14 protein-coding genes are annotated in these 15,929 nt (G+C 51.2%); 13 read left to right on the top strand and 1 reads right to left on the bottom strand.

Annotation, left to right across the window (positions count from 1 at the left end; genetic code table 11):
* The first annotated feature begins 9 nt into the window (after positions 1–9).
* Positions 10–3,150, top strand: a complete 3,141-nt coding sequence (locus KJS55_RS00550; protein WP_213542406.1) for a type I restriction endonuclease subunit R — start codon at positions 10–12, stop codon at positions 3,148–3,150.
* Positions 3,140–4,084, top strand: a complete 945-nt coding sequence (locus KJS55_RS00545) for a DUF4238 domain-containing protein (RefSeq protein WP_213542404.1) — start codon at positions 3,140–3,142, stop codon at positions 4,082–4,084. The genes KJS55_RS00550 and KJS55_RS00545 overlap by 11 nt, the downstream gene beginning before the upstream one ends.
* Positions 4,085–4,131: 47 nt before the next feature.
* Here KJS55_RS00545 and KJS55_RS00540 read toward each other — a convergent pair whose 3' ends face one another.
* On the bottom strand, positions 4,132–4,980 hold the full coding sequence (locus KJS55_RS00540) for a helix-turn-helix domain-containing protein (RefSeq protein ID WP_213542403.1): 849 nt from the start codon (positions 4,978–4,980) through the stop codon (positions 4,132–4,134).
* A 217-nt stretch (positions 4,981–5,197) separates the two neighbouring features.
* On the opposite strand from KJS55_RS00540, the gene KJS55_RS00535 reads away from it, so the two are divergent.
* From KJS55_RS00535 to KJS55_RS00485, 11 genes are all read left to right on the top strand, one after another.
* Positions 5,198–5,635, top strand: coding sequence for a hypothetical protein (locus KJS55_RS00535; protein ID WP_228300422.1), 438 nt, complete (start codon positions 5,198–5,200; stop codon positions 5,633–5,635).
* Positions 5,619–5,924, top strand: coding sequence for a molecular chaperone (locus tag KJS55_RS00530; protein ID WP_213542401.1), 306 nt, complete (start codon positions 5,619–5,621; stop codon positions 5,922–5,924). The genes KJS55_RS00535 and KJS55_RS00530 overlap by 17 nt, the downstream gene beginning before the upstream one ends.
* Positions 5,925–6,320: 396 nt before the next feature.
* The gene (locus KJS55_RS00525; RefSeq protein ID WP_213542399.1) at positions 6,321–7,565 is read left to right on the top strand and encodes a plasmid recombination protein; all 1,245 of its coding nucleotides are present in this window, start codon (positions 6,321–6,323) and stop codon (positions 7,563–7,565) included.
* A 47-nt stretch (positions 7,566–7,612) separates the two neighbouring features.
* Positions 7,613–8,266, top strand: coding sequence for a CHC2 zinc finger domain-containing protein (locus tag KJS55_RS00520; protein ID WP_428846516.1), 654 nt, complete (start codon positions 7,613–7,615; stop codon positions 8,264–8,266).
* Entirely contained in the window at positions 8,226–9,470 is a 1,245-nt protein-coding gene (locus KJS55_RS00515) for a VapE domain-containing protein (protein WP_213543624.1), read from the top strand. Before KJS55_RS00520 ends, KJS55_RS00515 begins: the two co-directional genes overlap by 41 nt.
* A gap of 269 nt (positions 9,471–9,739) precedes the next feature.
* A complete protein-coding gene (locus KJS55_RS00510) occupies positions 9,740–9,973 on the top strand; it encodes an excisionase (protein WP_213542397.1) in 234 nt (77 codons plus the stop codon).
* Between the two features lie 126 nt (positions 9,974–10,099).
* Positions 10,100–11,299, top strand: a complete 1,200-nt coding sequence (locus KJS55_RS00505; RefSeq protein ID WP_213542396.1) for a site-specific integrase — start codon at positions 10,100–10,102, stop codon at positions 11,297–11,299.
* A gap of 196 nt (positions 11,300–11,495) precedes the next feature.
* Positions 11,496–11,969 (top strand): low molecular weight protein-tyrosine-phosphatase, encoded by a 474-nt coding sequence (locus KJS55_RS00500; RefSeq protein ID WP_213542394.1) that lies wholly within the window; start codon positions 11,496–11,498, stop codon positions 11,967–11,969.
* A 572-nt stretch (positions 11,970–12,541) separates the two neighbouring features.
* The gene (locus KJS55_RS00495; protein ID WP_187029065.1) at positions 12,542–12,793 is read left to right on the top strand and encodes a hypothetical protein; all 252 of its coding nucleotides are present in this window, start codon (positions 12,542–12,544) and stop codon (positions 12,791–12,793) included.
* Positions 12,793–14,277, top strand: a complete 1,485-nt coding sequence (locus KJS55_RS00490) for a sodium:solute symporter family protein (RefSeq protein ID WP_187029063.1) — start codon at positions 12,793–12,795, stop codon at positions 14,275–14,277. The genes KJS55_RS00495 and KJS55_RS00490 overlap by 1 nt, the downstream gene beginning before the upstream one ends.
* A 33-nt stretch (positions 14,278–14,310) precedes the next feature.
* Positions 14,311–15,921 carry an amidohydrolase gene (locus KJS55_RS00485; protein WP_213542393.1) on the top strand — a complete coding sequence of 537 codons (1,611 nt, stop codon included), beginning with the start codon at positions 14,311–14,313 and terminating at the stop codon, positions 15,919–15,921.
* Positions 15,922–15,929: the final 8 nt, after the last annotated feature.

Below are 15,929 nucleotides of genomic sequence, written 5' to 3'. Positions count from 1 at the left end.
GTGATAGCAGTGATAAACTTCAATGAACATTCTCTGGAAATGTCCATTATGGAACTGTTTCAGGATGAGGGATACCTTTACTTGAACGGCGAGCAGATTCACCGGGAGCGTTCGGAAGTTCTGCTCACGGATGATCTGCGGCAGTACCTTTTGAATCGTTATGCCAAAGACGGGCTTACCACCACGGAAGCAGACAGTATCCTTTTGCGGTTAAAATCCATTTCCGGCACTATCTACGAAGCTAATAAGGCGTTCTGCAAGCTGTTCCGCGACGGCTTCATTCTCAACCGAGAAGACCGTACCCAAAAGGATTTGTACATCCAGCTGGTGGATTACGACCATCCGGAAAACAATGTCTTCAAAATCGTTAACCAGTTTGAGATTGAGGGTGTGGGCGGTCAGCTTCGTATCCCGGACGGTATTGTCTTTCTCAACGGCATTCCGGTGGTGGTGCTGGAGTTCAAGAGTGCCGTCAAGGAAAACACTACTATCATGGACGCCTACACCCAGCTCACTGTGCGCTATCGCCGGGACATCCCCGAACTGTTCAAGTACAATGCCTTCTTGGTCATCAGCGACGGTGCGAACAACAAGTATGGCTCCTTCTTTGCCCCTTACGACTTCTTTTACGCCTGGCGCAAAATCGAGTCCGATGACAAGGAGCTGGATGGCATTAGCTCTCTCGTAACCATGGTGAGCGGTCTTTTCCGTAAAGACCGGCTGCTGGCTGTCATCAAGAATTTTATCTATTTTCCGGACAGCTCCGACAAGGACACAAAAATTGTGTGCCGGTATCCGCAGTATTTTGCGGCAACCAAGCTGTTTGAAAACATCAAGAGGCACTTGAAGCCGGAGGGAGACGGCAAAGGCGGCACTTACTTTGGTGCTACCGGCTGCGGCAAAAGCTATACCATGCTGTTCCTTACCCGGATGCTGATGAAAAGCCCGTATTTTCACAGTCCCACCATCCTGCTCATCACTGACCGCACCGATCTGGACGACCAGCTTTCCAAACAGTTCATTGCCTCCAAAAAGTATATAGGCGATGAAACGGTGGTAAGCATTGATTCTCGCGAGGCCCTCCGGCAAGAACTGCAAGGCAGAACCAGTGGCGGCGTGTACCTGACCACTATTCAGAAATTCACCGAGGATCTGGAACTGCTGACCGACCGAACGAATGTGATCTGTATTTCCGACGAGGCGCACCGCAGCCAGATCAACCTCGACCAAAAGGTAAAGGTGACGGAAGACGGTGTAGAACGCAAATACGGCTTTGCCAAATATCTCCACGATTCCCTGCCCAATGCTACTTATGTCGGTTTCACCGGTACGCCGGTGGATGGTACCATCGAGGTGTTTGGCCCCGTGGTAGATTCCTACACCATGACTGAATCTGTCAAGGACGGGATCACTGTCAATCTGGTGTACGATGGACGGGCGGCCAAGGTTACTTTGGACCAAGCCAAGGTAAAGGAAATCGAGGATTACTATGCCCAGTGTGCGGTAGAAGGTGCAAACGAGCATCAGATTGAGGAGAGCCAGAAAGCAGTGGCCCATATCGATGCCATCATCGGAGACCCGGACAGGCTTCGCGCAGTAGCCGAAGATTTTATCCGCCACTATGAGACCCGTGTTTCCGAGGGGGCTACCGTTGCCGGGAAAGCTATGTTTGTCTGTTCCAACCGCAAAATTGCCTATGATTTTTACCAGATCGTGGTTGGGCTGCGGCCGGAATGGGCGGAGAAAAAGATCTGTCCGGATGGTGTGGAACTGAGCGACAAAGAGAAAAAAGAGCTGAAGCCTATCGAAAAAATTAAGCTCATCATGACCCGAAACAAGGATGATGAGCCAGCTCTTTATGAAATGCTGGGGACCAAGGATGACCGCAAGGAATATGATCGGCAATTTAAGAATGTGAAATCCAACTTTAAAATTGCCATTGTGGTGGATATGTGGCTGACGGGATTTGATGTACCGGCCCTGGATACCATTTACATCGACAAGCCCATCCAGCAGCACACCCTTATCCAGACGATCTCCCGTGTGAATCGTGTGTACACCGGTAAGGAAAAGGGCCTGATCGTTGATTACATCGGCATCAAGAAAAACATGAACCTCGCCCTGAAAAAGTACACGAATTTTGAGAGTGAAGAGTTTGAGGGCGTAGAACAGTCTGTCACAATTGTCAAGGACCAGCTGGAAGTGCTGGGGCAGATGTTCCATAATTTCAACAGCAACGACTTTTTCCATGGTACGCCGAAAGAACAGCTGGCTTGTCTGAACCGTGCGGTGGAATATGTCCAGCTGACCGAAGAACTGGAACGGCGTTTTATGGCTGCTGTGAAACGCATGAAGCAGGCATTTAATCTGTGTGGGTCCAGCGATGCCATCTCGGATACGGAGAAGGACTATATTCACTTTTACTGTGCAGTGCGGTCTATCCTGTTCAAGCTCACAAAAGGCGATGCACCGGATATTTCCCAAATGAATGCCCGTGTGCGTGAACTTCTGGAAGGAGCTATTCAATCTGATGGTATTGAGGAACTGTTTGAAACCGGAAAGCACATTTCTGTGGACATATTCAGCGACGAGTACATCGACAAAATTAACGCCATCCAGCTGCCCAATACCAAAATTAAGGTCTTACAGCGGCTTTTGTCCCAGGCTATCGACGAGTATAAAAAAGTCAACCGCATTATGGGAATGGAGTTTTCAGAACGCCTGAAACGTGTGGTGGACCAATACAACAACCGCCGCCGGGATGAGGCCTTCGCCAACGAAGTTCTTGATGATGTGGCTGAACAGCTTGCCAAATTGCTGGAAGAATTGAAACTGGAAAAGGACTCCTTTAAAGCGATGGGAATCGACTACGAGGAAAAAGCCTTCTATGACATTCTAAAAGCTGTGGCCAAGAAGTATGAGTTCGAGTATCCCGACGATAAGATGATTGAGCTGTCCAAGCGTATCAAAGTAATTGTGGATGACAAAGCAAAATATACAGACTGGTCTACACGAGAGGATATTAAAGCTACCCTTCAGGTGGATTTAATTCTTCTGTTGGATGAGTTCGATTATCCTCCAGTTACGATTGATGATGTGTATAAAGAAGTTTTGGAGCAAGCCGAAAATTTTAAGAAGTATGCGGAGTAACAGCGTTTCGTTTACTCAGAAGAGGGGTGATCAAATCAAGAACCAAAACAACCCAATTCATCAGCACCATGTACCACAGGTTTATCTTAAAAATTTTTGTTCACAAGATGGCAGATTGGCGGTTTTGAATAGTGATACAGGAAAAATCTTTTCTTCAGGAACAAGTGTTATCGGTGCTGAAAAAAACTTTTATACTTTGGATAAATTGGATGATCCTTATTACTGGGAAAAATTCTATGCAAAAGGCATAGAGCCTTTAATGGGAGATTTGTTTCCACAAATAATCTCCAGAGGTAATGTTCTGGTTAGGACAGGACATTGTATCATTAGTCCAGAGGAAAAGATCCAACTTGCACTCATACTGGTAATGCAGCTGCTTCGAGGAAAGCAAAGCAGAAGGTATGAAGAAGATCTTTTTGTCAAGTTGTTTCCTGATGTAACAAAAAAAGCTAAAGAAAAATTCGGGCCGCTGTCCGCTAAGCAGACTGAATTTTTAGATACATTTAGAGCCGATCCAAACTATTTTAAGCAAATTTCTATGGATGTCACATTAGATACAGATCGAATCATCCAATACACAAACGTCATCGGATGGCATACATTTGTTTTTTATCATATTTGTGGTAATATGGAGTTTGTAACAAGCGATAATCCTTTCATGCTTGTTAATAGTCAAACCCTTAGCGCGGTTCCATTTTCAAATGGTTTGATTCAGGAAAGCACGCTTGGTTACTATCCGCTTTCACCTAAATTACTTCTTTGCACCATTCACCCAAACGCCTTTTGGGGGGCTCTTTTCGATAATGATGGGGGCTTGTTTCACTTAAACAGTGATTCTGAAAGAGCATTTATCAACACAATCAATCGCAAACAAAAAGAGCAATGTTACAACCAGGTTTATGCCCGCAATACAAAATCTTTGGAGGATTTGTAACCCAGAATAAATAAGGTCATCCGCAATAATTGTGGATGACCTTACTTTTACTTCTTTTTTCTTTTCTTCATCCCATGATAAATCTGTGGCCGAGCTTTCCCCCTCATGTTGTTGGGATTTTTGAATAGCTTAGACAGGCTCAGTATCCGAAGGAACGCCGAGAAGTCCTCCGAGGAAATCTTCTCGAACGGGATTTGCATCCTGTCGCAGAACTCGTGGATTGCCATTTCTTCTTGGCTGCCCTGCTGGACGGCCTGTTCAAATTTTTCCTTGACGTCCTCCAGCGTGGGTTGGGGGTCGGCGGTGGTCTTGTCTTTCAAATGGGCTTCCCGTATATCCTGTGTAATGCTGTCCAAATCGTCATGCAGGACATGGCTGAAAAAATCGCTCTCTTGTATCTGCCCCAGTTCCAGCGTCCTCATATAAAGGTCATTTTCTCCCGGCGCATGGTTGCTGAGAACCGTCTGCCGGGTAGCTTCCAGCACCAGATTCATCTGTTCCACCCGCATATCGGCAATCCGATCGATGAAGATTTCCATATCTACCATCAGCCGCTGGAAGTTCGGGTGCGTGGCAAGTTCGCAGAGAAGCCGGTTGTTGATTTTTCCGCTGTTCAAAAGTTCTACCATATCATCACTCAGATGCAGAGCTTGAAGTTCTGTGTTTGGGTGATTTTTATTTTCTGACAGCCCCATCAGATAGTCTGTGGACACACCGTAAAACTCCGCCAGCGTTGCAATCGCAAACGGGCTGATGTCCTTATAATCATCGCTTTCATATTTTCCCAGCGCAGATTTTGACAGGCCGGTTTGCTCCGCCAGCTGTTCCAGTGTCAGGTGTTTGTCTACCACCCGCAGGTCTTTGAGCCGCTCCGGGATTGTTAGCTTTGTGTACATCCAAAGCCCCCTCTCGTCATTGATTTTTCAGTGATTACATCTATTATAGCACGATTCCATAAGCGTGGAAATATGCGGCTTTTACGGATTTTTCCGACGTTTTGGACATACGGGAAAGGGCCTCTTTTTTCGGTAAACTGGTTCTTGTAAACAAGCACTGAACCTTGAAAATCGAATGACCGGCTGCAAGGGGTATGACCTCCGGGGAAGTGGCGCCATGACAGAAAGCGAGCGCACCAAAGAGGCCGATACGCCGGGAGAAATTCCGGGCAGGAGCGGCTTGCAGGCAGACCGGCGGACAAAAAACAAGTTTATCATGCGGGGCGCATGGCTCCGCAGCAAAGAAATGGAGGAAATCATTATGACACTGAGCATGAAGGAAAAGAAGATTCTCTACGCTTTCGCCTGTCCCAGCCACCACAACACGGTGACACGGCTGAAATGGCTGACGGCCCTGACCGTTGACCCAGAGGCCAAACGCCGGATGCTGGGGCTGGCCCGGAAGATGGAGACGGAGGTGGACGAAAGCTGGTACGAGGCTTTTTACCACCATCTGCGCATGGAGATGGACGAGTACCGCCGTCTCAAGCGCAGCCTGCGTGTGCTGAAATCTTACACCGATTATGAGGAGGATTTGTATGACGAAGCTGTCTAAGTATGAGAAAGAAACCATCATCAACTGGAACGAGGCGGAGAACCTTGCCAGCATCTATACCTTCAACGCCAGCTTGAAGCGCAGGCTGGCCGATTTCAGCCGGAAGTATCCGCTGCTGTGCCGGTTGGAGCGCAGCACGCCGGAGGGCAGCGTGACCTATGTGCTGGACAAGTCCCGGCTGTCGATCCGGCTGGTGCCGCCGTACAGCGAGGAACGGAAAGCCGCTGCCAGCGCCTACGCAAAAGAGCATGGCTTTCAGGTGGTGACAACGGAAGAAAAAATCGCCTGAAATTGGGGCGATTACGGCAAAAATGCCGGGTCTGCACCCGGCGTTTTGACCGGCAATCCCCGCAGGCGTATTCCGTATCCACTTCCCGCCGAAAGGCGTAACTGTGCGGATACGGAGCCGGTGAAACTGGCGGAAACCGCTTCTCCGGGCGGGAGTACAGAGGGTGGCAAGCCCTTTGTGCCGGGGCGCAGGGGCGGCAGCGCACTGCTGGGGTCAAGGGGCAACGCCCATTGGCGGGTTGAGGGCAGCCGCCCCATCGGGTCAAGGGCGAAGCGCCTTGCCCAGGGAAAGTTGATGCCTGCGTCAACTTATACTGGGTATTACCTGACGCAGAATTTGCGGCTTCGCCGCCTTTCCCCGGCCCCGGAACATCTTCGCAGGAAGGAGGGAAATTGTTTGAAACTGACAAGGCACAACGGACGCTCCGGCAAGCATGGCACCTACAATCCCCGCCACAATGACCGCCGGTTCGATGTGGAGAACAGCGAACACATTGACGCAGAGCGGGCCAGACAGAACGTCTACTGGGACTGCTACCGGGGCTTCACCACACACGAGTTCCGGGAGAACCCGGAGCAGCCGGATTTCAGCTTTGAGGAAATCGAGCGGATGTACTACTACGAGCATTATTCTGACCATGTGGAGGCGCAGAATGCCCGGAATGAGAAAACCCGGCACACCGAGCGCAACCGCACCGTGGAGGACTTGCTGAAAAACAACAAGACCTGCCCGGAGGAAAGCATCTACCAGATCGGCACGCTGGAAGAATCCGTCCCGCCGGAAACCCTCTTTCGTATCGTCAACGAGTTCTATGAGGAATTCGAGCGCCGCTTTGGTTCCCATATTCACATCTTGGACTGGGCGCTCCATCTGGACGAGGGGACGCCCCACATCCATGAGCGCCATGTGTTCGACTGTGAGAACCGCTACGGGGAACTGTGCCCCCAGCAGGAGAAGGCGCTGGAGGAACTGGGCATCCCTCTCCCGAACCCGGACAAGCCAAAAGGCAGGCATAACAACCGGAAACAGACCTTCGATGCGGTCTGCCGGACGATCCTGTTTGACATCACGAAGCGGCATGGGCTGCATCTGGATCAGGAACCGTCCTACGGTGGGCGGGAGTATCTGGAAAAACAGGATTATATCCTGATGAAGCAGAAGGAGCAGCTGGCGGCGCAGGAGCAGAAGCTGGAAGAACTGACGCTTAAAATTGAGGACGTAGAGACGCTGCTGGATGATGTTTCCGATGTGGCCTATGACAAGGCGGTGGAGGTGGTGACCGATACTGTCCGTCAGGAGACACACAAAGAAGATATTCGTCTGATTGAAGAAACGAAAACGTGGGTGCTTTCGCCGGAGCGGAAGGCCCCGAAGAAGGAGCGTGACTACGCTGCCGCCCGGCTGGATGGTGTGATTACCAAAATCAAGCGGGTCATGCAGAACGCCCTGGCAAAAATCCAGAAATCGCTTTTGCAGCCGGAGGTCAAGAAAGCTGGTAAAGAGCAGATCAAGGAGAAAGCCAGGGAATCCATCCTGGAGAAGCTGGCGAAAGGCAAGGTGGACGCTGACCGGGATAACCGGGAACGCTGGGAACGTGAGGGGCGGATCGCTCCGAAAAAGAAACACGATATGGAGTTATGAGGCATCTGATTTTCTGCGGAAACGGGTGCCTTTTTCTTTGTCTGGAGGTGAGGAAATCGAATGTATTTGAAGCGGTGAAGGAGTCTGTCACCACAAAGCAGGCTGCGAAAATTTATGGGGTGCCGGTAGGCAGGAATGGGATGGCCTGCTGTCCCTTTCACGATGACAAACATCCCAGCATGAAGGTTGACCGCCGGTTCCACTGTTTCGGCTGTCAGGCGGACGGGGATGTGATTGATTTTACCGCCCGTCTGTTTGGCCTGAACAGTAAGGAGGCGGCGTTGAAGCTGGCGGAGGATTTTTCCGTCAGCTATGACGCCAAAGGCCATGACCCACCCCGCAGGCGGCCGGTCAAACGAAAAATCAGCGAGGAACTGCGCTACCGGCAGGCAGAGCAGAAATGTTTCCGGGTATTGTGCGATTACCTGCATCTGCTGGAACGCTGGGAACAGGAATACGCCCCGCAGACGCCGGAGGAAGCATGGCACCCGTTGTTCGTGGAGGCCTTGCAAAAGAAACCGTACACGGAGTATCTGCTGGATATTCTCCTGTCCGGCAGCATGGAGGAACGTGCCTGCGTAGTCGCTGAGTATGGAAAAGAGGTGAGGAAGATTGAGCAGCGAATATCAGAGTTTACCGCCAGCCACCCGGCAGGCCGCCATGAGCGCAGCCGAAGCCTTAGCGCCGGAGCAGAGCGTTGACGAAGTGCGGGAAAGCCTCTCTGTCACGGAAAAAGGCCAGCCCGCCAACACCATCGGCAACTGCCGGACGGTGTTCTGCCATGACCCTCTCCTGCGTGGGGCGATCCGGCTGAACCTCCTGACTGACCGGGTGGATATTGTGCGGGATTTGGGTTGGCGCAGGAATACCAGCGCTCTGACGGATACGGACGTGAAATATCTGCTTCTCTATTTTGAGCAGAATTATGGTCTGACCAGCGAGAAGAAAATGACGGCGGCGCTCTCCATCGTGGCGAATGAGAACTGCTACCATCCCATACAGGACGTGCTGAACGGCCTTGTATGGGACGGGACGCCCCGCATCCGCTCCTGTCTCCATCACTTCTTAGGTGCGGACGAGAGCGATTATGTGGAGGAAATGCTGAAGCACTTCCTGCTGGGGGCGATCCGGGACGAGTGGTTCAGTGACGATCTAAAAAAGCTGGACGATGACCGGGTGTATTTGAAGCTGCAAGGCCACTGGATCATCGAGATGTCGGAGATGCTGGCTACCAGCAGCGCCAAAAGCATTGAGGAAATCCGCTCTTTCATCAGCCGCCAGAAGGAAACCTACCGGACGCCCTATGAGGCCCAGCCCAAAGACCGGCTGCGGCAGTGCGTGTTCGGCGGTTCTTCCAACACGCTGGACTTTCTGCCCCTTGACCGGGCAGGGAACCGGCGCTTCCTGCCGATCATGATTTACCCGGAGAATGCGGAGGTTCACATTTTAGAGGACGAGGACGCCTCCAGAGCCTATCTTTTACAGGTCTGGGCGGAGGCCATGACGATTTACCGCAGCGGCCACTACTCTATGAAGTTCAGCAAGTCCATCCAGCGCCAGCTGGTGGAGGTACAGAAGGACTTCATGCCAGAGGACACCGAGGCCGGGCAGATACAGGGCTTTCTGGAACACTACACCGGCAGTATGGTCTGCTCCAAACAGTTATTCAAGGAGGCGCTGGGACACACCTATGACGAGCCGAAGCGGTGGCAGCTGCACAATATTAACGAGATCATGAACACGGTGGTGACGGGCTGGAAACCATTCTCCAATCCCCGGATGTTCGCCGGATATGGCAGGCAGAGGGGCTGGGAACGGGACGTTTCCGGCAACGAAGATGGATTTGTGGAGTTGAGCGAGGAAGAATGCCGCCAGCTGGAACTGCCGAAGGAGTGGATCGCATAAAATAAGCGGTCTGTTGCCGGGATGGTTGTCACTTGGTTGCCGGGTTCGTTGCCGGGAATTTTCTGGTCTGGATACGGAAAAAGCCTGTAAATAAGGCATTTTCTAATATCTATCTCTATCTCCGGCAACGAAAGCAACGAGATTTTTCAAGAAAATTGATAAAGTAAGATTTGCAGGTCAGACGATAGTTTACAGGTTTTCAGAGGTTCGTTTCCGGACTTCATTGCCGGTAAGCTGTTGTCTGGCCTGCTACTCTATGGAGGTAGCCTATGGTAAATGAAAAAACGATGACTTGTAGTAAGAAATGTTTGAATATTCCGGTCTGGCATCGTTATACGCTGACGATTGAGGAGGCCGCCGGGTATTATCATATTGGAGAAGGCAAGCTGAGAATGCTGATTGACGAGCACCCTAACGAGGATTTTTATGTTATGAATGGGAACCGTGCTTTGATCAAGCGGGAAAAATTCGAGCGGTATCTGGATCAGGCGACTGCTGTGTGACGGCTTTTTATAAGGATAAATGACAAATTGCCGATCTTTCGTGGCAAAGCTATGCGGAGAGCCAAACTTATGATATGATAAGAGTACAAGTCTGGCTCTCCTTACGTTTGAAAAGGAGAGATTTCAATGAGTGAAAAAAGACGAGACAACCGCAATCGGATTTTGCGTGAAGGCGAGTATCAGCGCAAGGATGGGAGGTATCGGTTCCGCTATCTCGATGAAGATGGCAAAGAGCAGAATGTGTACAGCTGGAGGCTGGATAGGAATGATCCTATGCCTAAAGGGAAACGGCGAGAACCTTCTCTGAGAGAAAAAGAAAAGCAGATAGAAGCTGATCTGTTCGATCATATCGTAACCAACGGCGGAAATCTTACGGTTCTGGAACTGGTAGAGAAGTATGTCTCTCTGAAAACCGGCGTCCGGCATAATACAGTGGCGGGCTATAAGACGGTAATCAATGTTTTGAAAAAAGAGGCGTTTGGCAGGCAGCGCATTGATAAAGTGCGCTTATCGGATGCAAAAGCATGGCTGATTAAGCTCCAGCAGGCAGATGGCAGAGGATACAGCTCGATTCATTCGATTCGTGGCGTGCTCAGACCGGCGTTTCAGATGGCTGTGGACGATGATCTGATCCGCAAAAATCCATTCGGCTTTGAGCTGGCTTCGGTGGTCGTTAATGACTCTGTGACGAGAGAGGCCATCAGCCGGAAACAGGAACGGGATCTTCTGAAGTTCATCAAAGAGGACAAGCATTTCAGCAGATACTACGACGGGATCTATATCCTCTTTCACACAGGGCTTCGTATCTCGGAATTCTGCGGACTTACGATTCAGGATGTTGAGTTTGAGGAAATGCGTATCAAAGTAGATCATCAGTTGCAGAGAACATCACAGATGGAGTATGTGATCCAGCAGCCAAAGACAGAAAGCGGCATCCGCTATGTTCCGATGACCGAGGAAGTAGCCTCCTGTTTCCGCCGGATCATTGCCAACCGAGCCCACCCAAAAGCGGAGCCAATGGTAGATGGATATGCTGGTTTTCTGTTTCTGGACAAGAACGATATGCCCATGGTGGCACTTCATTGGGAGAAGTACCTGGAGCATATCGTCCAAAAGTATAACAAGATTTACCGTATCCAGATGCCGAAGGTAACTCCTCATGTGTGCAGACACACCTTCTGTTCTAATATGGCAAAATCCGGGCTGAACCCCAAGACATTGCAGTACATCATGGGTCATGCAGACATCAGCGTAATACTGAACACCTACACCCATGTGAAGTTTGATGACGCCAAAGATGAACTGCTGCGAGTGGCAAACGCTTAAAATTGCCCGTTGGTAAAGCGGTTTGTTTTACCAACGTCTTTACCAATATTGCAGGGAAAAACATGAGAAATCACGAGACGATTTGAGAAAAAATCTTTCAAACAAGTGGTGGCTCGGGCAACACACAAAATATGAAAATCCCTGTAATATCAAGCGTTTGAGAAAAAATACAGGATTTATGAGGAGTTATAAAAAGATGATAAAAATACTATTCGTGTGCCACGGCAATATCTGTCGGAGCCCCATGGCAGAGTTCGCCATGAAGGAGCTGGTGAAAAAGGCAGGGATAGAGGACCAGTTCCAAATTGCCTCTGCAGCTACCAGTGCGGAGGAGGTTGGAAACCCGGTATACCCGCCGGCACGGCGGAAGCTGGCGGAACACGGAATTAGCTGCGCTGGAAAAACTGCCCGGCAGGTGAGGAAAAGGGACTATGCCGATTACGATCTGCTGATCGGCATGGATCAGGCAAATATCCGAAATCTCCGACAGATCTGTGGTGGGGACCCGGATGGGAAGATTCACTTGCTGCTGGAATATGCGGGAGACCTGGGACAGGAGGTGGCCGATCCCTGGTATACCGGGGATTTCGAGGCCACCTGGCAGGATGTTCTGGCGGGATGCCGAGGGATACTCAGGGGGCAGGAGGGAGCTCGGGAACGGGTAAACTGATTGTACTGAGACAGAAAGTCAGCATAACATCAAGTTTCAAATTTGACGGGTCTGTTTTTGAGATGGATTTATTCAGCTGAGTATGCAACTGATAGTGCCATTCCTTAAAGAGACGTTCTGAATCCAATGGTTCAGGACGTCTCTTTGCTTTTCCAATTGACCATACTTGAGCTGGACAGTCCGCATTCGCCTTGGTTCTTAATTTTGCGGTTTTAACGTAAAATGGACATATTTACATCGAAGAATGTACTTCTCTGACGTGCTTGTGCAGAAAACGCCAAATAAAAATACAGAAGGGACATCCAGACCTTTCATATCAACGTCGGCGGAGAACGAAAGGGGAACCTGGAATCAAAGGCAGCGGCCTGGCAGCATAGGAGTGCATCTATGCTTTTTGAGTGAATGCACTTTGTCGGCAGGCACCATATGAATTTTTCGCAGTCATTATCAATAAAATTATGGTATAAGTTACTTAATGATTGATACAGATTGAATGTGCGCACGGTTTCAATGGCTGTTTCAATCCAGCTGCGGGACGCCGCTCTGTGTGATTTGGAAAAGGAGGCTATGTCATGAGCAATGAACCTGTCAAGAAAGAGCAGAAGCTAAAGCCCTTCGTCTTTGTGCATCCCACAACCGGGAAAGGAAAACTCTGCGCGGTGCTGTTTCTCATTGTGATTCTCTGCAGCATCGTGCCGATTATCAGCCTGGTGAACCAGCCAGTCCTTGTTCTGGGAATGCCGCTGATCATGCTGTGGTCCATTGGGATCGTGCTTGCGGTGGTGATTGTGCTGCGACTTGCGCTTCATTGGGGGGTAAAGTGATGGAAAACTGGATTCTGCCTTTTATTATTACCGTTATTTACACGATTTTCACGATTGTGATTGGAATCTTGCCGGGAAGAAAGATGGACATGACCCAGCATAAAAACTGGGGGGTCGCCGGCGCGACCATGGGGCCGCTGATGCTGTTCTTCATGCTGGGTGGCTCTCAAATCAGTGCCTATACCTTTATGGGTGCCCCCGGCACGGCCTGGTCGAACGGCGTGAGCATTCTTTACGTCAGCGTATACCTGGCGCTGATGCAGATGGTTGGCTATCTCATCAATCCCCGCATTATCCGCCTTTCTAGAAAAAGCAATATTTTGACGCAGTCCGAGGCTTTCGGCGTCCGCTATGAAAGCCGCTTTGTCCGGGCGTTTGCCACCTTTGCTGGCTCTTTGACGATGGTGTGCTATGCTGTGGTTCAGGTGGTCGGCTGCGGCTATATCATCAATGTGATGAGCGGCGGGCACATCCCCATGTGGCTGGCGGAAATTCTGATTTTGATTGCGGTTTTCAGCTATGTCTATTCCAGCGGACTTGCCTCAGTGGGCTGGGTTTCCATCATGCAGGGACTTTTGATGTTTGTGATCGCAATTATCGCCGCTTTCTACCTGTGCTACAAATTTACGGGTGACTGGACGTGGTTTACTACCTTTGAGAAAATTGCGGAGGTCTCTCCGGCGCACTTGACCCTGCCTGGCCCCACCGGTACTTGGACAACCGCGTTTTGGAGCACCTCTATTCTGATTACCACGGTTTCCGTGTGGCCGAACTTCTGGATGGCCGCTACAGGAGGCAAGACAGAAGAGGATGCACGCAAGGCCACCACCTTGGTTCCGCTGTATCAGCTGGTCATGATTCCTATGATGGTAGTGGGGTTCGTGTGTATATTTGCCATGAAGAACTACACCGGGGCTATGGATAAGGTCGGGCTGACGCTGGCTCTGGAGTCCATGCCCTGGCCCCTGGTGGGACTGATGGGGGCCGGTACGCTGGCTGCGGCACAATCCTCCTGCGCTCCGTTGTTCCAGTGCTTGGCCTTTTCCTGGACCAACGATGTGTTTGTTCCATATGGCTTGGTAAAGGATGAGAACAAGGGACGTGTCCAGCGGCTGATGCTGATCCCCTTCATGTTCGTGATTATTCTGCCGCTGTCCATTATGAATCCCTCGAACCTGGTGAATATTCTGAACGTGGGCTATGGGTTCCTGGGACAGATTTTCCCCATGATTCTGGGGGTATTTGCCTGGCCCCGGAGTACCAAAACCGGTGTGTGCACAGGCCTCGCCGTGGGGCTTACGGTTACGATCCTCTTTACCTTTGTCTGGGTACACCCGCTGGGGATTCATGCCGGCATCTGGGGGCTCATTTTCAATCTGCCTGTCAGCATCCTTGTGAGTCTCCTGACCAAGCCGGCGAAACGGGAGACTCTGGACAAATTCTTTGAAAAAGATTTCCTGGATCAAGCCTATGAGACTGCCTGAATGAGAGCCACGGCGATTGAGAAGGGGGGAAGCATGAGAGCGGCGGATACCGTATTTCTTCACGGCCACGTGATAACTGTCAATGAAAAAGACGAGATTGCAGAGGCGGTGGCTGTCTCAGGCAATCAAATCTGCATGGTGGGTACTTCGGAAGAGGTACAGGCGGCAATTGGCGCCGAGACGAAGGTGATTGACCTGCGGGGCCGGACGCTGATGCCGGGATTCATCGACGCGCATATGCATCTGACACTTCTGGCGCTGCTGGCTGGAGAATATCTGGATGTCAACAGTGATCAGCTCCCCACCATAGACGCGCTTAAGGAAGCCATTGCAGAGCGGGCAAGGCAGGTTCCCAAGGGGACCTGGATCAAGTGCTGGGGATATGAACAGAGCAAGCTCCTGGATCAAAGGCACCCCACGGCAGCGGACCTGAACGAGGCCGCACCGGATCACCCGGTGCAGGTCGTCCGGTGCTGCGGGCATATGGGTGTATACAACTCAAAGGCGCTGGCCCTGATTGATTTGGAGAAATTCCAGCCAGATGAGGTCATGCGGGAACAGGGAAGGGCCACCGGACTTTTGAAGGAGTCCGCCCACAATGCCCTGTGGAGTCAGGTCGCCTTTACCCGGGAGGGACTGGCGGAGGGGCTACGAAAAACCAGCCGGGAGCTGCTATCCATGGGAATTACCAGCGTGCATGATGCGGGCGGGTACGGCGCAAAGACGCTGGACATGATGGAACAGGCCAGTCGGACGGGAGACCTGGGGGTGAGGGTATATCAGCTGCTGTACTCCACGTTTGGAAAGGAGGCTACAAACGACTGGCAGGCACACATCCGCGGCAGCGGAATCCGAACGGGCTTTGGAAACCGCTGGTTCCGAATCGGCGCGATGAAGCAGTTGTTGGACGGCTCCACCAGCGGCCCATCCTCCGCCACCAGAGCGCCCTACAGCCATGATCCGGAGCTGAAGGGGATTTTGAACCTGTCCCAGCGTGAGATGGACGATTTTGTACGGATCAACCACGAAGCGGGTTATCAGGTGACGGCCCACGCTGTTGGGGACTTGAGCGTGGAGATGTTTTTGGCGGCCTTGGAAAAGGCGCTGGGGCCGAACCCGGCGGACAGCTTTCACCGGATTGAGCACTGTGCGCTGACAGATGAGCGGCTGATAGAGCAGCTTAGGCGGCTTAAAATCACTCCCATCTCCAATCCTGGCTTTTTCTATGAAAACGCCAGTGCGTACATCCGCTATTATGGCGACCGGGTCCGACACATGTTTCCGCTGAAAAGCTATCTGGAAAAGGGGATTCCAACCGCCTTGGGGTCAGATGCCCCGGTGATCAGCGCCAACCCCATGATCGGCTTGTACGGAGCCGTATGCCGCAGGGATAAGTGCTCCGGTGAGACAGCCGGCAGGGAACAGCGGGTCGGACTGCTGGATGCTATCCGGATGTATACCTACAACGGAGCCCTGGCCAGTATGGAGGCGGACCGAAAGGGCAGCATTGAGGCTGGGAAGCTTGCCGACCTCACTGTGCTCTCATGCAATCTTCTCCAATGCCCGGAGGATGCCCTGAAGGAAGTACAGGTGGATTTCACTATGGTAGATGGGAAATTGGAATACAGCAGAGTCGATGTCTGAAGGATGAA

Source organism: Pusillibacter faecalis (assembly GCF_018408705.1).
In the GTDB taxonomy this organism is placed as follows: Bacteria; Bacillota; Clostridia; order Oscillospirales; family Oscillospiraceae; genus Oscillibacter; species Oscillibacter faecalis.
This window is presented reverse-complemented; position numbering and strand designations above follow the sequence as displayed.